The 18,698-nt window shown below is 52.9% G+C and carries 17 protein-coding genes and 1 riboswitch; of the genes, 10 read left to right on the top strand and 7 right to left on the bottom strand.

Going from position 1 to position 18,698, the window contains the following annotated elements:
- Positions 1–214 precede the first annotated feature (214 nt).
- The 3 genes from JOE21_RS03445 (at position 215) to JOE21_RS03435 (ending at position 2,445) form a co-directional block, all read left to right on the top strand.
- Complete coding sequence (locus tag JOE21_RS03445) at positions 215–580, top strand: hypothetical protein (RefSeq protein WP_309862279.1); 366 nt, start codon at positions 215–217, stop codon at positions 578–580.
- Positions 581–721: 141 nt separating this feature from the next.
- Positions 722–1,516, top strand: coding sequence for a carbon-nitrogen family hydrolase (locus JOE21_RS03440; RefSeq protein WP_309862277.1), 795 nt, complete (start codon positions 722–724; stop codon positions 1,514–1,516).
- A 122-nt stretch (positions 1,517–1,638) separates the two neighbouring features.
- The gene (locus JOE21_RS03435; protein ID WP_309862275.1) at positions 1,639–2,445 is read left to right on the top strand and encodes a transporter substrate-binding domain-containing protein; all 807 of its coding nucleotides are present in this window, start codon (positions 1,639–1,641) and stop codon (positions 2,443–2,445) included.
- Positions 2,446–2,549: 104 nt separating this feature from the next.
- On the opposite strand, the gene JOE21_RS03430 is transcribed toward JOE21_RS03435, so the two are convergent.
- Entirely contained in the window at positions 2,550–2,879 is a 330-nt protein-coding gene (locus JOE21_RS03430) for a hypothetical protein (protein WP_309862272.1), read from the bottom strand.
- Positions 2,880–3,104: 225 nt separating this feature from the next.
- On the opposite strand from JOE21_RS03430, the gene JOE21_RS03425 reads away from it, so the two are divergent.
- Complete coding sequence (locus JOE21_RS03425) at positions 3,105–3,785, top strand: amino acid ABC transporter permease (protein WP_309862270.1); 681 nt, start codon at positions 3,105–3,107, stop codon at positions 3,783–3,785.
- A 15-nt stretch (positions 3,786–3,800) separates the two neighbouring features.
- Complete coding sequence (locus JOE21_RS03420) at positions 3,801–4,550, top strand: amino acid ABC transporter ATP-binding protein (RefSeq protein ID WP_309862268.1); 750 nt, start codon at positions 3,801–3,803, stop codon at positions 4,548–4,550.
- A gap of 66 nt (positions 4,551–4,616) precedes the next feature.
- Here the strand turns inward: JOE21_RS03420 and JOE21_RS03415 are convergent, their stop codons facing one another.
- Positions 4,617–6,254, bottom strand: coding sequence for a high affinity choline transporter 1 (locus tag JOE21_RS03415; protein WP_374709301.1), 1,638 nt, complete (start codon positions 6,252–6,254; stop codon positions 4,617–4,619).
- A gap of 22 nt (positions 6,255–6,276) precedes the next feature.
- Positions 6,277–6,822: a choline uptake/conversion transcriptional regulator CudC gene (gene cudC, locus JOE21_RS03410; protein WP_309862266.1), complete on the bottom strand. Its 546-nt coding sequence runs from the start codon at positions 6,820–6,822 to the stop codon at positions 6,277–6,279.
- A gap of 285 nt (positions 6,823–7,107) precedes the next feature.
- Here cudC and betB point away from each other — a divergent pair, with 285 nt between their 5' ends.
- Together betB and gbsB are read left to right on the top strand one after the other, a co-directional pair.
- Entirely contained in the window at positions 7,108–8,565 is a 1,458-nt protein-coding gene (gene betB, locus JOE21_RS03405) for a betaine-aldehyde dehydrogenase (protein WP_374709313.1), read from the top strand.
- Between the two features lie 209 nt (positions 8,566–8,774).
- Positions 8,775–9,974, top strand: a complete 1,200-nt coding sequence (gene gbsB, locus JOE21_RS03400; protein ID WP_309862462.1) for a choline dehydrogenase — start codon at positions 8,775–8,777, stop codon at positions 9,972–9,974.
- A 68-nt stretch (positions 9,975–10,042) separates the two neighbouring features.
- Here the strand turns inward: gbsB and JOE21_RS03395 are convergent, their stop codons facing one another.
- Positions 10,043–11,854, bottom strand: a complete 1,812-nt coding sequence (locus tag JOE21_RS03395; RefSeq protein WP_309862265.1) for a S9 family peptidase — start codon at positions 11,852–11,854, stop codon at positions 10,043–10,045.
- A gap of 178 nt (positions 11,855–12,032) precedes the next feature.
- Here JOE21_RS03395 and JOE21_RS03390 point away from each other — a divergent pair, with 178 nt between their 5' ends.
- Positions 12,033–12,821, top strand: a complete 789-nt coding sequence (locus JOE21_RS03390; protein ID WP_309862263.1) for an N-acetylmuramoyl-L-alanine amidase — start codon at positions 12,033–12,035, stop codon at positions 12,819–12,821.
- Positions 12,822–12,892: 71 nt separating this feature from the next.
- Here JOE21_RS03390 and JOE21_RS03385 read toward each other — a convergent pair whose 3' ends face one another.
- Complete coding sequence (locus tag JOE21_RS03385; protein ID WP_309862260.1) at positions 12,893–13,918, bottom strand: helix-turn-helix domain-containing protein; 1,026 nt, start codon at positions 13,916–13,918, stop codon at positions 12,893–12,895.
- Positions 13,919–14,135: 217 nt separating this feature from the next.
- Between JOE21_RS03385 and JOE21_RS03380 the strand changes: the two genes are divergently transcribed.
- Complete coding sequence (locus tag JOE21_RS03380) at positions 14,136–14,276, top strand: hypothetical protein (RefSeq protein WP_309862259.1); 141 nt, start codon at positions 14,136–14,138, stop codon at positions 14,274–14,276.
- Positions 14,277–14,413: 137 nt separating this feature from the next.
- Here the strand turns inward: JOE21_RS03380 and JOE21_RS03375 are convergent, their stop codons facing one another.
- Together JOE21_RS03375 and JOE21_RS03370 are read right to left on the bottom strand one after the other, a co-directional pair.
- Complete coding sequence (locus JOE21_RS03375; protein ID WP_309862257.1) at positions 14,414–15,229, bottom strand: YqhG family protein; 816 nt, start codon at positions 15,227–15,229, stop codon at positions 14,414–14,416.
- Positions 15,216–16,937 (bottom strand): DEAD/DEAH box helicase, encoded by a 1,722-nt coding sequence (locus tag JOE21_RS03370; protein WP_374709300.1) that lies wholly within the window; start codon positions 16,935–16,937, stop codon positions 15,216–15,218. Before JOE21_RS03370 ends, JOE21_RS03375 begins: the two co-directional genes overlap by 14 nt.
- A 160-nt stretch (positions 16,938–17,097) precedes the next feature.
- A riboswitch (glycine riboswitch) is annotated at positions 17,098–17,256 on the top strand.
- Positions 17,257–17,596: 340 nt separating this feature from the next.
- Between JOE21_RS03370 and gcvT the strand changes: the two genes are divergently transcribed.
- Positions 17,597–18,694, top strand: coding sequence for a glycine cleavage system aminomethyltransferase GcvT (gene gcvT, locus JOE21_RS03365; RefSeq protein ID WP_309862255.1), 1,098 nt, complete (start codon positions 17,597–17,599; stop codon positions 18,692–18,694).
- The last annotated feature ends 4 nt before the right edge of the window (positions 18,695–18,698 follow it).

The raw sequence follows: 18,698 nt of genomic DNA, 5'->3' as shown, positions 1-18,698 counted from the left end.
TATGAAATAAAGGGGGTCGTTGCGTTCCGACAGCGGGAGGCTTGGCCGATCTCCTTAAATTTTTCACAGTCAATTTGCCGAAAATAGAGGAAATTTGCCGAGGAGTGGGGAAAGCGGTCGAATAGAGTCGAGGTTTCTTCATGAAGAAGCTGGATTATAATCAGATTAAATTCCATGAATTTTCATCAAATTCGGAGGTCAGGTGGGATGGTGCGTGGCCTGGAAAGACCATCGTTACCAGGAGTTGAAGGAGATTTTGCCCCGCATTGATGTCGCGGTGCAAACGCTTCTCCGGTTGGAGGAACCTGTCGCTCATGAAAAGGTATTGTCCGTTTGGCATGAAGCTCAGTGGTTGCAAGAACGTGTCCATCAACAGGGCTTGGTGCAACGTCATCCCCAGGTTCATGAGGTGGTCAGCTTTCTTTCTCTCAGCAGTTTCAGCTTATTGTATTTGCATGGAGAGTCTTTCCAAACATACAGAGAGGAACTTCAATCCCGATATAAGTCTTTGCTGCGCTGGGTGTACTTCTTTCCAAAGTACGCATCCAATGCCGAAGACAGGCGAATCAGCAATTTATAAACGGGTGGCGGGCAACGTTGGAAAAGGCGGAATACTTGCGGTAAGATGGAGGGCACACAGGGGCGAGGATCCAACGCTCCGAGGGTGCCTTTTTTTGATTGCGGTGCCATTACTTTTTTTACGGGATTGGAGGGGTGATTGATGCGGATATCATTGATCCAGATGGATGTCGCATTTGGTGATCCGGCCGTCAACCAGCGTCGGGTAGCGAAAAAGCTGGCGCAGGTGGTAGAGCGGGAACATCCGGATGTGGTGGCGTTGCCGGAGATGTGGAATGCCGGATACGACCTCACCCGCCTGGACCGGATTGCGGATCGGGGAGAACTGGTGGAATGGATGGGCCAAAAATCCAGGGAATACGGGATTACCCTGATGGGGGGATCCATCGCCGAGGTGAAGGATGGCGGTCATTATAATGCTAGTTATGTGTTTTCTCCACAAGGAGACGTGGTGGCCCAATACAGGAAATTGCATCTCTTTCGACTGATGGAGGAAGAGAAGTTCCTTTTGCCGGGCCCCGAAGGTCCGGTGACGTTTCCCATCGGCGGTTATCGGGCGGGTATGATTATCTGTTATGATGTACGCTTTCCTGAAATGGTCCGTTCCCTGGCCCTGGAAGGGGCGGAGCTTCTGTTCGTTTCTGCTGAATGGCCGCATCCCCGCCTCAATCATTGGCGTATTCTCAACCAGGCGCGGGCAATCGAAAATCAGATGGCGGTAGCGGCGATCAACCGGGTCGGGTCCGATCCGAATAACACGTTCTGCGGTCATTCGATGGTGCTGGATCCTTGGGGGAAAGTGTTGGCGGAAGGCGGGGAGGGGGAGGAAACGCTGACGGTCGATCTGGAACTGGCGGAAGTGGCTCGTATCCGCCGGCAAATTCCTGTCTTTGAAGACCGGGTCCCTCACATGTATCGAATCGGAGTCTCTCCTTAAACCGGCTAAAGTCCCCAACCTTCGCAGGACGTTGACAGAGCGAGACGGGTCCGCTATGATGGGATAGGAATTTAAACATATAATCCGATGGATAAACTATGATTTATGGGAGGCGCCGTCCGATGAAGCGATGGTTGATGATGAGCTTGATGATCATTCCACTGTTGGTGTTGAGTGCCTGTGGCGGTGGGAGTGACCAGCAGGGAGAGTCGGAGGACACCGACAACCTGCTTGCCGGAATAAAAAAACGGGGCGAGATTCGAATCGGTACCGAAGGAACCTATAAGCCCTTTACGTTTCGGGATGAGGAGAGCAATGAGCTGACGGGTTACGATGTGGAGGTAGCAGAGGAAGTGGCTAAGCGGATGGGCGTCAAAGCCACTTTTGTCGAGGGGCCGTGGGATGCCATGTTGACCAGCTTGTCTACCGGCCGTTTTGATATCGTGGCCAACCAAGTGGGGATCAATGAGGAACGGAAGAAAAAATTCGATTTTAGCACGCCCTATTCGGTTTCCTATGCCACCATCGTCGTCCATAAAGATAATCAGGAAATCAAGGAAATCGACGATGTGAAGGGAAAGCGGGCGGCTCAGACCCCGACCAGCAATTACGGGAAAATGGCTGAGGAAGCGGAAGCCGAGATCGTTTCCTACGAGGATATGATGACGGCGATGCGGGATGTGGCAGCCAAACGGGTCGACTTTAGTCTAAACGATCGTCTGGCAGTGGCGGAGATGCTCCAGACGACGGACCTGCCACTGAAAACAGTGGGTCAACCAATGGACCCATCGGAGAGTGCTTTCCCGGTCCCAAAAGGGAACGAAGATTTGGTTGAGGAGATTAACCAAGCGTTGCAAGAGATGCAAGCAGACGGCACCCTTGCCGAGATTTCCGAGCGGTGGTTCGGAGAGGATATCTCCAAACCCTGACGAGTCAAAAGTCCTCCGGCGATGTTCCGGGGGCTTTTTCGCTTTCACGTAGTAGGGGAGGTCTCCCGCCAAACAGGAAAAGGACGGCGAGCCGTCCCGTTCCGTCAATAATATGGGTCGTCTTCGTTCTTTTTGGCAGCCGGTTTTCGTTTCGGGAGTTCCGGGGTGGAATTGGAAGAGTCGAATACGGTGACGAGGGGCTGACGTTCGATATCCAAAGTCTCCGGCAAAACGGGCTCTTCGGTTGCTTCTTCTCCTTGCTTTAGGTTCACTTTTTGTACTTCAACGGTATGGACTTCTTTACGGATATGGATGGAGTTCAATTCAAAGTATTTCTCCAGGAGCTTTCGGAGATCACGGTTGAATGCTTCCTTGTCGATCTTTTCATATTCGCGGGCGATATCAATCTGGATGTCCATCTTGCGCATGCTCATGCGGCCCTCCCATGATGAATCTTCGTTTTTTTGTCCTATTCCATACTAAGACATCGGCGGAACGGGGGCAATATCCGTCCCGAAAAGAATGGACGCAGCGATCCGGGGTCTGCCTGGTACTTTCCACACCGACCCGGGTTTCTGCCGAACGGATTGATCGGACACGCTTCGTATCGTTTTTCGATTCAAATGGAAAATGAGGTTGGAAGAAAGGTTGAAAGCGCAATGACAGATATTCATTGGGACAGACTATTTAATCCGCAGTTGGCGGTGGATTCGTTACCGTTTGTGTTACAGGGAATCGGCTATACGATCTCCCTCAGCTTCCTCACCATGTTCATCGGACTGGTGCTGGGACTGGTGACCGCCATGGGCCGGATGTCGGCACGGATTTGGCTCCGTTGGCCGGCACGTGCTTATATTTCCATTATTCGCGGGACTCCTCTGTTGGTGCAATTATTTATTTTATACTTTGGATTGCCGGTAATCGGGATTGAGCTGACTGCGATTATGGCAGCCATCATCGGTCTTTCCCTCAATGTCGGGGGGTATTCGGCGGAGACGATTCGGGGAGCGATACTTTCGATTCCCCGGGGTCAGTGGGAAGCGGCCAAATCGATGAACATGACTTACTGGCAAACGATGCAACGCATCATCATTCCCCAGTCTGTACGGGTAGCCCTTCCTCCTCTGGCCAATACCTTTCTCAGTTTGGTGAAAGATACGGCCTTGCTCTCCGTCATCACCGTGCCGGAGATGCTGTATCAGGCCAAAATTGTCGGGGGGCGCAGTTTTGATCCCATGACCATGTATATTTTGGTGGCGGCCATCTACTGGGTGATCTGCACGCTTCTCAATGTTTTGCAGGACCACCTGGAAAAACGATATGGCCGGTTTGCGACGTAAAAGGGAGGAAGTTCCATGATCACCATTCGCAATTTATCCAAACGATTCGGGGAGTTGGAAGTGCTGAAAGGAATCGATCTGGAGGTGGAGAAGGGAGAAGTTCTCTGTATCATCGGACCCAGCGGATCGGGGAAGTCGACTCTGCTCCGTTGCATGAATCTGCTGGAAACCCCCACCTCTGGAGAAATGACGGTTGGAGATAAAACCGTCACCTTTGGTACAAAAAAGGTGACGGAACGGCAAATGCGTGCCGTTCGCGGAAAAACGGGGATGGTCTTTCAAAGCTTTAATCTCTTCCCTCACAAAACCGCGTTGGAGAACGTGATCGAAGGGCCTTTGGTGGTGAAGCAGGCGGATAAAGCCCGTGTGCGTGAACGGGGACGTCGGCTTCTTGCCAAGGTGGGACTGGCCGACAAGGAAAACGCGTATCCGTCCCAACTCTCCGGCGGCCAGCAGCAACGGGTCGCCATCGCCCGGGCCCTCGCTATGGAGCCGGAAGTGCTCCTCTTTGACGAGCCGACATCCGCCCTGGATCCGGAATTGATCGGTGAAGTGTTGGTTACCATGAAGGAGCTGGCGCGGGAAAAGCAGACGATGGTGATCGTCACCCACGAGATGGGCTTCGCCCGGGATGTGGCGGATCAGGTTATCTTCATGGACGGGGGCTCTATCGTCGATTCGGGAAATCCGGCCCGTATTTTTTCCAATCCGGACCATGAGCGAACCCGGAGGTTTCTGTCTAAATTGTTGGCGAAGACGCCCTAACTTCATCTGTTGTTGAATCGATTGCAAAACCCCCCTTGAAAACATCAAGGGGGATTTTTGATTCGGTTAGATTTTCTTCAGGTTCTTCAACGGCAACGGCGGGCAGATTTTGGCTGTCATCTTGGAAACGACATAGATCGTGATCAAACTGGCGACCATCGCCAGTGTGCGGAAGGGGAATAACACCACTCCGTCTTCCACCATCGGATAGGGGATGATTTGCGGAATGCCCAGAACCGGTTCCCCTCCGCCGAACCGCAAGACAAAGGCGACAATCAAACCGGCCGCGGAACCGTATTTGTTGGCTCCTTTGAAGAAGAGAGCCATGGTCAGCTGCGGGAACAGGATACAGTAGACGAAGTCGCTGCACAGAAACCACAACTCGTAGACGCTTTGTACATTGAGCGCAATTAGAGTGGCGGCCACCCCTACGATAATGATGGAGCGCTTGATGATCTTTTGCAGGTGCTCACTCGTTGCTTGTGGCTTGACCAGCGGACGGTATACATTCCAGGAAGCCAGGGAGGAGGCGGACAGGATGGAGGAATCGACGGAAGACATCACTGCCGCTGCCAGTGCTCCGAGACCCAGGATGGCCAACCAGTCCGGCGTCAGATATCGGATGACATAGGGGAGAATCATGGCCGGGTTTTCCGGTTCCCCGACCCCAATGGCCGCCCAATCGGTGTTAAAACCGATCGTTCCGATCATGACTGCGGGAACGGCGACCACCATGGCCCAAAAACCGGCGAGGATGGAGAGCCACATGGCGGATTTTTCGCTGTTGGCGGACAAGACCCGCTGGAAGTACACTTGCCACGGAATCCCACCGAAGATCAGGAGCAGGGCATAGTCCCACCAGTTCCAGTAGTACCATCCCCAATCAGGATCCCGCCACCCGTCCAAGGGCGGGAACAGGCTGGCATAGTTGCGTCCCACATCTTCCATGCCGGAAACATATTGGGACCAAGTAAATCCCAATCCGCCTGCATCTTGAATCGTGAAATAAAAGACCAAATATAAGCCGACCAGAATAATGCCAAATTGAAGCACGTCCGTATACGCCACCGACCAGAGGCCTCCCACGACGGTATAAGCGATGGCGATGGCGGCGGAAAAGAGGATGGAGGTGGTAAAATCCAATCCCAACAACGTGCCGAAGGTGGTTCCCAATGCAGTCAGAATGGCACCGCTCCAAAAAATCTCCGCAGCGAGGGCGGGAAGAAACAGAAAACCGGTCAGTTTACTCCCAAAGCGCGCCTCCAGCGGATCCAACATCGTGGTGAATTGGTACCGGCGCATCTTTCTGGCGAAAAAGATTCCGCCGATGATCAGGCTCAGCGCATAACCCCAAGGGGCTTGGGCCCAGACCAGCCCGTACGAATAAGTCGCTTCGGCGGTGCCGTTGATATACCCTCCGCCGACCCAAGTGGCCGCCATGGTGAACATGGAGATCCAGAGGGGCATATTCCTGCCGGCCAACATCATATCCCGTAAATTGTCGCTCTTTCGCCCTGCACTCACCGCTCCGATGTAATACATCAATAAGTAAAAAATCAGCATGGTGATCAAGGCGCCCCAGTGGATGTCCCTGCCTGTCCAATAGGCATATCCGGCCATCAATCCCATGGCCGCTACGAGGGCGATCATTCCTAACTTGCCTGGAGTAAAAAAGCCGTTGTTGTTATTCAAATCAGATGACATGTTGGATATCAGCTCCTAACCTTTAATCGGATGCATCGGGTATGGGGACGTGTTTAAAGATTTCTTCCGTTTCAAAAGCTTCAACCAGATGGCCCAGCCATTGGTAATAGCGTTTGGCGTTATCCAGTTTGTCCAAATCTCTCAACACCTGTGCCCGGTCTTCATCGGATAGGAGGGGGTCGTCCAATAACGCGCGCAACTTTTGTTCGCTTTTGCGCAAGCTGACCTGATTCAGTTCAATCTCTTTTTCCCATTGCTGTGCAAAAAAGTCGACAAAGGAACGAAATTGATCATGTTCGGCTTCATACAGATCCTTGCGGACGCCTTTCTGCCACTTCTTGTGTACCAGTTTTAAACGGGAGAGCGCGCGCACCCCGGTACTCATGCTGGTTTTACTCATACCGGTCTGGTGACGCATTTCATCCAGAGTCATCGGTTCATCGTGGAAAAACATAATGCCAAATAAACGTCCCATCGAAGGACTCAGGCCATACATTTCCATCGTTTCCACGAGGGATTCGATATAATCCCGCCGGGCTTCTTCGATTTTCATCATTTGGGATCCCATCGTAAACACTCCTCTATAGAGGGCTTTGGCCTGCTAGCCCCTAGCATACCCGTATCTGTCCCATATGAATCGTATATACAGAATGAATGGAACAGATGTCACTCATACTATCAAAGCAACGGCTGATGTCAAAAGCTCTTGTCACGGCTGAGACACGATTAGAGAGGTAAGACGGGTTGCATCGTCATGTATAGAGTGATATCCTTACAAATGTAACGGTTTGTACAGAAAAAACTGTACAAACTAAACCGGAAGGGGAGTGAAGGCGCCTTGATTCGGAAAAAGATGTACATTGACGGAGAGTGGGTGGAGGCCCGTTCGGGAAACACCCGGAAGGTGATCAACCCATACAACCGAGAAGAGATTGCTATCGTCCCCGAAGGGGATCGTGAAGACGCCGTCCGTGCGATCAAGGCGGCACGGCGGGCTTTTGATCAAGGGCCATGGCCTCAGACTCCCGCATCGGAACGGGGGAAAAAGCTGTGGGAAGTGGCTGCGTTGATCGACCGCGACCAGGAAGAGCTGGCACGCCTGGAAACATTGGATACCGGTAAAACCCTGGTGGAGAGCCGGGCGGATATGGAAGATATTGCGGCGGTGTTCCGCTATTATGCCGGTCTGGCCGATAAAGACGGCGGGGAAGAGATCGATCCTCCGATGCCGGATGCCGTCAGCCGGGTGGTTCGGGAGCCGGTAGGGGTTTGTGGAATGATCACTCCGTGGAACTACCCCTTGCTCCAAGCCTCGTGGAAATTGGCTCCCGCGTTGGCGGCAGGCTGCACCATGGTGTTGAAGCCGAGTGAGATTACCCCGCTCACCACATTGAAAGTGGCGGAGCTGATGGAAGAAGTCGGGTTCCCCCAAGGGGTTGTCAACATTGTAACGGGTCCCGGGGCCTCCGTGGGGGCTGAACTGTCGGAATCGGATCAAGTGGATCTCGTCTCTTTCACCGGAGGCATTGAAACCGGTCGGAACATTATGAAGGCCGCATCGGGCAACATGAAAAAGATTGCATTGGAATTGGGCGGTAAAAACCCAAACATCGTGTTTGCCGACAGTGATTTTGAGACCACGGTCGATTATGCCCTCAATGCGGTTTATTTCCATGCGGGACAAGTCTGTTCAGCTGGGGCCCGCTTGCTGGTGGAAGAGAAGATTCATGACCGTTTTGTGGAAGAACTGATAAGCCGGGTTAAACGGATTCGATTGGGAAGCGGTCTGGATGAGTCTACTCAGATGGGCCCCCTCACTTCAGAAGAACACCGTGCTAAAGTGGAGGGGTATATCGAGATCGGAAAAGAAGAAGGGGCAAAATTGTTGATCGGCGGCAAGCGACCGGAAGGGAAGGAATTTGAACAGGGCTTCTTCCTGGAACCGACCGTATTTGACGGTTGTCGATCCGATATGCGCATCGTTCAGGAAGAAACCTTCGGTCCGATCCTGACGGTGGAAACGTTCCGGACGGAAGAGGAAGCGATCCGTCTGGCCAACGATTCCATCTACGGGCTGGCGGGTGCCGTTTGGACCCGGGATATCAACCAGGCTCAGCGGGTGGCCCGTAAGTTGCGCATGGGGACGGTTTGGATTAATGATTTTCATCCATACTTCCCGCAAGCGCCCTGGGGCGGATACAAACAATCCGGAATCGGACGGGAGCTGGGCAAGACCGGACTGGAAGAGTACACCGAACAGAAGCACATCTTCCAAAACCTGAACCCGCAGCCCATGGGCTGGTTTAAATAAGCCGAACATGAAAAAAGGGAGGGTGGTGGGATGACTGCGATCCTTTGCACTCATAGAGCACAAGTCTCGCTTGGGTCACTTTGTTCCCTGGTCTCGCTATGCGCTTTTTGCAAGAGATCGAAGACAGCCCGCCAGCCCGACTAACCCACGTTCTCATACAACTATAGTACTGGTGTATATTTCTTGAAAAGGAGGATGGTTGTATCATGATGCGTATGGAACAGATGTTGGACCGTAAGGAATTTGTCATGCCCACCAAGGTGGTCTCCGGAATTGGTGTTTCGGAAAACACAGGGGAAGAAGTGAAAGCCCTGGGTGTCAGCAAAGCAATGATCGTAACCGATAAGGGACTTTATCAAGCCGGGATTGTCGACCCCATCGCAAACAGCCTGAAGGAAGCGGGGATCGATGTCACCGTTTTTCATGATATTCAGGGGGAGCCGGATACCGAACTGGTGGCTAAAGGAAGTGCTACCTTCAAGGAGCAGGAGTGTAATGGACTCGTTGCTGTCGGGGGCGGCAGTTCCATGGACACCGCCAAAGCGATCGGTGTGGAAGTGGTCCATGGTGAACCGGTTTTAAATTATGAGGCGTCCGATGCCGGTAAACCTCTGGAAAAACGGATTCCGCCTTTGACGACCATCCCGACCACTGCCGGTACGGGGAGTGAAGTGACCCAGTGGGCGGTCATTAAAGATCCGGTGCGCGAGATTAAATTTAATACCGGAGGGCCGCTGATTCCGGCTCATTTGGCGATCATCGATCCGAAGCTTCACCTGTCCATGCCTCCCCATATCACCGCTGCTACGGGAGTAGACGCGCTATCCCACGCCATTGAGTGCTACACCATGCACCAATCGCAACCCTTGACGGATGCCGTCGCATTGTTGGCGATTGAGTATGTGGGAAAATACCTGCGTCGCGCTTATGCCAACGGCAACGACATCGAGGCCCGTTACGGGATGGCGCAGGCGGCAATGCTGGCCGGCTTGTCTTACGGCAGTGACTCTGCCGGTGCCGCCCATGCCATGGCCCAGACCTTGGGCGGAATGGTTCCGGTGATGCACGGACAGTGCGTATCCGCCATGCTGCCTGCCGTGATGGAGTACAATTGGATGGGATGTCCGGACAAATTTGCCCGGATCGCCCAAGCCCTGGGAGTGGATACCGCCGGCTTGACCGTGGAAGATGCGGCCAAAATGGCTGTCATCGAAGTGGAACAGTTGGTGTCCGACGTGGAAATCCCTACGCTGCTGGAACAAGGCGTAGATCCGAACGATATCGATCGTTACGCTCAAGCCGCTTACGATGACCCGCAAACCGTTGGTAATCCGCGCGTGATCCACCTGGAAGGGTATAAGTGGATTTACCGGCGGTGCCTGGGCCTGGAAGAATCCACGATCGACTGAGTGCCGCCTTATATAAAAAACCAGCCACCTGTAAACGGTGCGCTGGTTTTTTGTCTAACAACAACGACTTAACGGGCGGCAGTACCAGCCTTGATCGCATGACGATCGAAAAAGTCGAGTACCCGCCGATATACTTCAATTTCATTGGCTTTTTTGGAGAAGCCGTGTCCCTCGTCTTCCAGTACCAGATACTCCACTTCCACTCCTCGCTTCCGGAGGGCTTCCACCACTTGGTCCGACTCCGCCTGAACCACCCGAGGGTCGTTGGCTCCCTGGATGACAAGCATGGGTTTCGTCATCCCGTCCAAATAAGTGATGGGTGAATCCTCGATAAATTTTTCTCTGTCTTTCTCTGGATCACCCACCCATTGCTTCATGGCGGGCTTCCAATGATCGGGAACGGTTTCGACAAAGCTGAACAGGTTGGACACCCCAAAGATATCCACCACGGCTTTGAAGGCTTCCCCATGGCGGCCGTGCAGCAAGAGAGCCATATAGCCCCCGTAACTGCCTCCCATCAACAGGATCTTGTCCTTATCCGCCCATCCCTGAGCGATGGCGTAGTCCAGCGCATGGACATTGTCCAGTCTCGGCCCGTGTCCCCAGTCTCCCTCTACTTTTTTCATAAAGGAAAGGCCGTAACCGGAGGAGCCTCGGAAATTGGGAGCGAGAATGCTGTAACCCCGGTTGAGAAGGAACTGAAACAGCGCCCGAAACATTTTGCGCTCCGCTGCTTGGGGACCTCCATGGGGCCACAGAATGAGGTGGCCGTTGTTGGTCTCCGGATTGGCGCGGAAGTACAACCCTTCGATTTCCAGGCCGTCATGGGAGGGGTAAGTGAATACTTCCGGTTCAATCAGCTCCTCCCGGGGAACACCGGGAACTTTAAAATCGGTGAGAGGAGTCCACTCTTTGGCATCTTTCTTTAACCGAAACAGGTTAAAGGGAAGAGTGGCGCTGCGGCCGAGAAGATAAATATTGCCACTTTCACTGACCGTTAACTGTTCAATCACATCGACGGGTGATTCCAACCGATTTAGATTCCCCTGGGTGATTGCGTAGCGATACAGTCGGTCTTCCACTCCAGAAGAGCCCACCAAGTACAGACAGTTCTGCTTCTTGTCCAGCTTCAGGGTAGTAAAGCTCTCTTTCTCCAGGGAAAGAAGCTTGGTAAATGTTCGCGTTTCTAAGTTGAAATGAGCCAAGTAGGAAAAATCGGCATCGTAGTCGGTTAGGAGATACACTTCGGTTTCCGATATGAACAAAGCGTCGGAGACCGTATGTTGTGCTTCACTCAGAGGGGTTAACAAAATTTTTTCCCCTTCTTTATAGACAAAGGCGAGAGTATGGGTGTTGGCAAAGTGAGTTCCAAAGAGCCAGGCTGTTTCATCAGGGCTGACATCGATCAGGGTGGTTGCTCCCTTCTCCCCCTTCAACAGCAGGTTTTCTTCCCCCGTTTTAAGATCGTAGCAATAGGTGTTCAAATATGTAGGGTTTCCCTTGGTGGAGGTATAGTAGAGGCGGGCTCCGTCCTGGGAGAGTCCGCCAAAAAAGTGCCGTTCTCCTTTTTGGACACGGAGGGGCTTTGACTCGCCTCCCTGAGGAGGCAGTGCATACAGCTGAGTAAATTCATCCCCGTCGTGATCGAAGCTGGCGATAATGAACCGTCCTTGCTTGTCAAAGTGGATACCGTGGCTGCTCTGGCTGTGGAATGTGAGGGGGTAGGGGAACGTGCGGGGCAAATCCATTCCCCACAAATCGAAGGTACCGCCTAGGTTGGTACTAAAAATCAATTGTTTCTCATCAGGGCTGACGGCAAAGTTCTGGATGATCAGTGTTCGAAAGAATTGTTCCACATCTGGCTTGGAAAATGAAATCATGGCTTCCTCCTCGTCTCGCTGGCTTTTTGCTGCTACTAATCTTTGATATGGAGGAGACGTTTCCCTGCAATGTTCCGCTGGTCCTTCTCTATTTCTTCTATTTGGGTGCTTCTCTCCGCCAGGGTCTATCACCGTATTGACTGCGCTTTCATAGTCTAGTAGCAGAGGTGATTACACCATGACGAAAGTGGTGATTGACCCCGGACATGGGGGAAGCGATCCCGGTGCCGTTAGTGGAGGATATCAGGAGAAGGCTTTTACGTTGGATATTGGGTTGAAGGTGAGGGATGCGCTTACTAGTCAGTATATCGTCGATGTACTGATGACCCGTACGACAGATCGGACGGTTTCCTTGGCGGAGCGGGCCAATCTGGCTAACAACAACAATGCCGACTATTTCTGTTCGGTTCATATCAATGCCGGTGGTGGAACCGGTTGGGAGAGTTATATTTACAATGGACCCGTCTCCAACTTCACCATCCAGGCGCAAAATACGATTCATGACACGGTCATGAAATTGATCGGTTCCCGGTATCAAGTGCGGGATCGGGGGAAAAAGCGGGCCAATTTTTATGTGTTGCGGGAGACTCGGATGCCTGCTGTTTTGTTGGAGAACCTGTTTATCGACACCACTGCCGATCGAAACTTGTTGCGCAATGCCAACTTTATTCGCGACCTGTCCCAAGCGACAGCAGACGGCATCGCCCAGGCGCTGTCATTACCGCGCCGTTCCACCGCCTTGTACCGCGTCATCGCCGGCTCATTCCAGAATCGGAGCAATGCGGAGGAGCGAAAAGGGTTTTTAGATAGAAATGGAATAGAGGCAGTGGTTGTCACTACTGTGATCGATGGCGCCACATGGTACCGGGTGCAAGCCGGCGCATTCACCCAACGGGCTAACGCAGAGGCCCGTCTGTCGGAAGTCCGGGCGTTGGGAATCCAAGATGCCTATATCCTGGTGGATTGACAGCAAAGAGATCCACCAGCAATTCTGGCTGCAAAAAATGAATGGGAAGGGTGTGTCCTGTCCTCTCCCATTCACTTTTTATCGATGTGAATCACTTCGGTAGCTGTGATTCTTTGTCCGTTGACACTCACCTCGACTTGGTCTGGGGCACCCAGCAGGATCCAGAGATCGGTGGAAACCCGTTGTGGGTGAGGGAATTGGAAAATATCCCCTTTTTCTAACGTAATTTCCTTTAAATAGCCGCCATCTTCGTTTTCACGGATTTGGACCCAACAGGTGTCAGCTGCGTAGATTTCCAGGATCAGATCTTGATTGTTGACGAGTTCAAACTGGCTTTTTTTATCATCACGGTCAATCAGGATCATCCCCTTCGGGATTGATGCATCCACCGGGTCGGTGAGAGGAGCGTTGTTGCCAGCGGGTGGTGATCCAGACTCTTTGGATGGGGGATTCGATTCGATTCCGGGAAGTATCTGCACGGCCCAGATCCCGATGGGAATCAAAAGAAGGAATACAACGGTCGCCACCCAAATGGGCCAGCGAACCGTTTTATGGCTGCGCAGGGAGGTGCGCCGGTTCCTGCGGACAGCTATTTCCTCATGTCTGTCGTCTTGGGAAAAGGATGGATCCGGAACGGGTCCCTCTCTCAGTTCCAGGGACTCATACCAAGGCGTAACCGGAAGTGGACCCGTAGCCCGCGGAGGAGGTGGAAAAGGAGGGACCTTCTGAGTGGGTGGCGTCTTCTCCCAGGCCAAAGGAGTCTTTGTGGAAGAGGAGTTTTCCTTACTGTGAAAAGGAATAGGAGTATTTGTCTCCTCTGGATCGGTGAAGTGGTGGCTTCCGGAAGCATGGGAGGGGATGTTCATCCTACCGGATGTCCGTAGTTGTTGCAGGAGTTTCGTAGGTTCCAGGCCTACTTGAACGGCATAGCTTCGTATATGGGAGCGCACAGTGAAGGAGCCGGGCAGACGGTCGAAGCGGCCTTCCTCCAGTGCGATCAATTCATTGATGGGAATGCGGGTCAAGCCTTGCATGTCTTCAAGGGAAAAGCCTGCGCTTTCCCGGGCAGCCCGCAGTTGGTGTCCAATCTCAAGCATGTCAATCCCCCCGAATTAACATCATCGGCTCTGTTGCAGGTGGTTTACGAAAAGGCCGATTCAATCATGTTCACGATACCATGGGAGTGGAGGGGTGAGTAGTCGCTAAATGAAAACTTAACAAGGGCTTAAAACAAGCTTCATCAAACCAGGGCTATTTTTTACCGCATGGCTCTTTCACTCGTGGGAAAGATAGGGAAGAAAGGAGGCTGTTTGGATGGACGACAATCACCATAAAGAAAATGAAAGCCGTGAACAACGAGCCAAACAGGCAGATTCTGCCGAAAAGAGGGAAGAGTTGAAGGCGTCCGGCTACGGAAACAAAAAGTTGGAAGGGCCCAACAGACCGAGCACGTAAGCCTCACGCTGCCCGCTATTTTAGCAGATGGTGCTTGAAAAGCCCTGTCGCCTTTTTGGCGCAGGGCTTTGTCACGAAGGTTAGAGGTTTCGTCCTCTTTATTGTTAAGGAATCATCTTTTTTCATTTTGTTTCCTCTCATCGTTTCTGCGGATCCAGATGAAACAAGCCGGCACCTACGACTTCCACTTCTACACGGGGATGATACTGCCAGACGGTCTCCCGTAGTCGCTGTTTCTTCTCCCGGTGGAGTTCATCGCTCATTTTCCACTCTTCGGGGTAATAAGCATGAATTTGCTTCAGCTCTTGATTCAATCGCTCCTTGGCCTCCCGGAACCAAGCGGCATCCTGGCGTTCAATCCATCCCTGCAGGTAATACTCCAACTCCCCTGCCGCTTCCGGGAGGGTGAGACGATGGGGAAGGATGTGTCGTTGGGCCGGCAGCTTTTGGTTCCATTTTTTCTGTAAACAGTCTTGATGAAATCCCTCCCGGATTTCGCCTGTCCGAAGGTCGATGCCCAAATCCCGGATCTCGTCCCGTTTACGGTCGCAGATGAAGGAGACGAGAAAGTGGACCCCCAGCCAAGGTTCGTATGGACGGGACTGCCCCCAAAGCCGGGCGGATGTTCCGGACTCTTCATACAGGCGGACGAAACGTCCTTTCTCCCGGGCGGAGCGGAGAATAGCGGAGAAACGGGGGGAACCGAAAGAGAGAAGCTCCGATTGCATCCCTTCGGGGGCCTGATCGGCATGGAAGGTGAATGAGAGGGTACTGGCCTGAGGCTCCAACCCCATCTTTTCTACATACATCCAATAGAACGGGCGGTGGACTAAGTCTTTGTCCACCTCCTCGGAGAGGCGGGTTTGCAAATAGTGTTCTCCTCTCTCCACGAGTGTACATCCGTAGATCTCCAGATAACGCTCGGTGAATGCTTTCACCTCATTCGGTTCCATCCAACAACTCCTCCCACTGCTTGCGAGTTTGAGCGGATTGGGTCCGTGCCTGGTGAAACTCATCTCCCAATTGGTCGAGGCGGGAACGGATCTCCTGATCGCTTTTCGCTTCCATCAAGATCCGCATCAGGTTTTGCTCCATTCCCTCCTTGTTGTTGAATCGCTCCAGGATGTCTTCCATCTCACCGATCACGGTCCGGAACAGATCAATTTTTTCATGAAGAAGCCACAGGATATGTTCCTCAATAGTATTCTCTGTTGCGAAGTTATAGATGGTGACATCTTGTTCCTGTCCCAATCGGTGGACCCTTCCAATGCGCTGTTCCACCCGCATCGGATTCCATGGGAGATCATAGTTGATGATATGGTGACAAAACTGCAGATTGATCCCTTCCCCGCCCGCTTCGGTGGCCACCATCACTTGAGCCCGGGTGCGGAAAAGCTCCATCATCCAGTCTTTTTTATTACGCCCAAAGCCGCCCCGGTATGCGACGGCGATGATCCCTTGAGAGCGGAGCGCGCGCAGCAGCATATCCTGGGTGGCGCGGTACTCGGTGAAGACGATCACTTTGCCCTGGATGGATTGGACGAGCTCAATCGTCTTGTCTATTTTCGTTTGTTGCTTCACCGCCCGTAACAGATTGATCAAAACCTCCACTTCCGGGGAAAGCTGTTCCTTAGTTGCTTCTCCTTTGTGCAGCAACTTGAATAAAGTGTGAAAGGCGGCATCCCGGCTGCTGCACACTTCCCGTTGCAGGGTGATCAGGGAAAGGGGGTTTTTCGCGATGTTGCCGCCGCCTTCCCGCCAGCGCTGACGAACAAACGAGGTGACCCCTTCGTATAACGACCGCTCCTCTGGAGACAGCACGATGGGAACGGTCTTCACTTGGCGGTTGGTAAACTGAATACGGCCGTCGCTCCGTTTGTTGCGAATCATCACCCTCCGGACTTCTTCCCGCAATTGTTCCTCATTTTTCGCCTTCCGTTTACCGGCAACATAGTGGGAGCTGAAGCTGTTTTGCTGTCCCAGATGTCCCGGTTTGAGCAGGGTGACCAGGTTGTAGAGTTCGGGCAGATCGTTTTGAACCGGTGTCGCCGTCAATAACAGACTGTATTTCTTCTGGATCTGGTTTACAAACTGCCAATTTTTCGTGCGGCGGTTTTTCAATTTATGAGCTTCGTCGACGATCAAAAGGTCGTAATGGCGGGAGAGCACCTTCTCCCGATGGGGATCACGTTTGGCTGTGTCGATGGAAGCGACTAAAATATCATGGCGATCCCACATCCACGCTTTTTTTTGCGCAGCAGCAGGGATCTGGAATTTTTGGTTCAATTCCCGTGTCCATTGCAGCACCAGCGAAGAGGGGACCAGGATCAGAGCATTGGATACCAATCCGCGAACCATATATTCCTTCAGAATCAGACCGGCTTCAATCGTTTTTCCCAACCCGACTTCATCGGCCAAAATGGCTCGCCCCCGCATGTCACCCAGCACTCGCCGGGCTGTCTCCACCTGGTGGGGCATGGGGGTAAATCCCTGCAAATGGGGCAGGCAACGCAATGTGTCGAAGTCGGGGATCCGCTGTGCCTCCGCCGCCTCCACAGCCAATCGGTACCGTTCCCACGTGCTCCAACCACTGTCTACTTCCGCCTGTTTCATGAACCTTCCCAACCACCGGCGGTCCATTCGAATCGGAACCCATTCCATCGCGATCCCCCTTTTTCTCTGTTAATCCGTCTTAGTATGGAAAGGATAAAACAAGATTATGTGTTCTTGTTTCTCCCGTATGGAAGCTCCTTTTATCGTAAGGATCGAAATAAGGCGCCATTTGTGGCACAATGGAATTGAATTTCTCTGGTTCCGGCGGTTGATGGCGGGAGGAGAGACCACATGCTGTCGATGTGGCGCCGAAGGAGCAAGCTTTGAGGAGTCATTGATTCCGCACGGTGAGAACGGATGGCTCGTGTATCCGTGACGGATCAGTCTTCAAAGTGAATCTCTCAGGCAAAAGGAGGCCCGCCGGACGCTCCTCTGGAAAGCGCCGTCTAGGCCACCCAAGGGGCAAAGCCCGGATTCCTTCCAGGATGATAATTGGAGGGGTTTCACCCTGAGAAGTGGGTGAGTACCGGGTCGAACTCTCAGGTAAACCGGACAGGGGTTACATGGATCGGGGGAGTACAATCCCTTTTTAGGGATAGAAGCCTAGGACGTGTCTGGTCAATCGAACGTACATGAACCCGGTGTTGTTCTTTGATAGCCCTTGCGCTTTTGGCAAGAGCTCGAAGACAATCACACCGGACCGGGCAGATTGTAACGGGTTGTGCAGACCGCGCTCACGGCTCAATTATCAAAATGGAGGTGCACACATGGCCGAACTGAAACGTACCACCCTGTATCCCGCATACCGGGATGAGGCCAAACTGGTTCCCTTCGGCGGCTGGGAATTGCCGGTCCAGTTCAGCGGGATCAAAGCGGAACACGAGGCGGTTCGCACTCGGGCGGGGCTGTTTGATGTTTCCCACATGGGAGAGGTGGAGATCCTGGGGAGCGATGCGTTGGACTTGGTGCAAAAGCTGACCACCAACGATGTCTCCAAGCTGTCGCCGGGCAAGGTGCAGTATACTGCAATGTGCTATCCCGATGGCGGTACTGTGGATGATTTGTTGGTCTATCACAGACAAGACGGCTCCTACCTGTTGGTGGTCAACGCCGCCAACACGGACAAGGATGTGGAGTGGATCGAGAAACATGCCACAGGGGATGTCACCGTCCGCAATATCTCTGATCAGGTGGCTCAACTCGCCCTGCAGGGTCCCTTGGCGGAAGAAGTGCTGCAAGCGTGTACGGACACCGACTTGTCTGTCATCCGCCCCTTCCGCTTTGAGGAAGAAGTAGAAGTGGGGGGGACGAAAGCCCTGATCTCCCGCACCGGTTATACAGGGGAGGACGGGTTTGAGATGTATCTGAACGCCGATGATGCTCCTACGCTTTGGAAACGAATTTTGGAAGCGGGGCGGGAAAAAGATGTCCTCCCCTGTGGGCTGGGAGCCCGGGACACCTTGCGGTTTGAAGCGAGACTGGCTTTGTACGGGAACGAACTGTCCGCCAGTATCACCCCGATCGAGGCCGGCATCGGCTTTGCAGTCAAGCCGGACAAAGGGGATTTTATCGGTCAGGAAGTGTTGGCAAAGCAAAAAGCGGAAGACCCTCCCCGCAAACTGGTGGGGTTGGAGATGATTGAACGCGGGATTCCTCGCTCCCATTATCCGGTGTTTATGGGGGAAAAGGAGATCGGGGAAGTGACTTCCGGAACCCAATCGCCCACCTTAAAGAAAAACGTCGGCTTGGCTTTGGTGCGTGCGGAGCATGCGGAGCTGGGAACCGAAGTGGATGTGGAGATCCGGGGCAAACGTGTAGCTGCCAAGATCGTGAAAACCCCTTTTTACCAGCGACCCCGAGCGTAAACGC

This window comes from Desmospora profundinema (assembly GCF_031454155.1).
GTDB classification, from domain to species: domain Bacteria; phylum Bacillota; class Bacilli; order Thermoactinomycetales; family DSM-45169; genus Desmospora; species Desmospora profundinema.
This window is presented reverse-complemented; position numbering and strand designations above follow the sequence as displayed.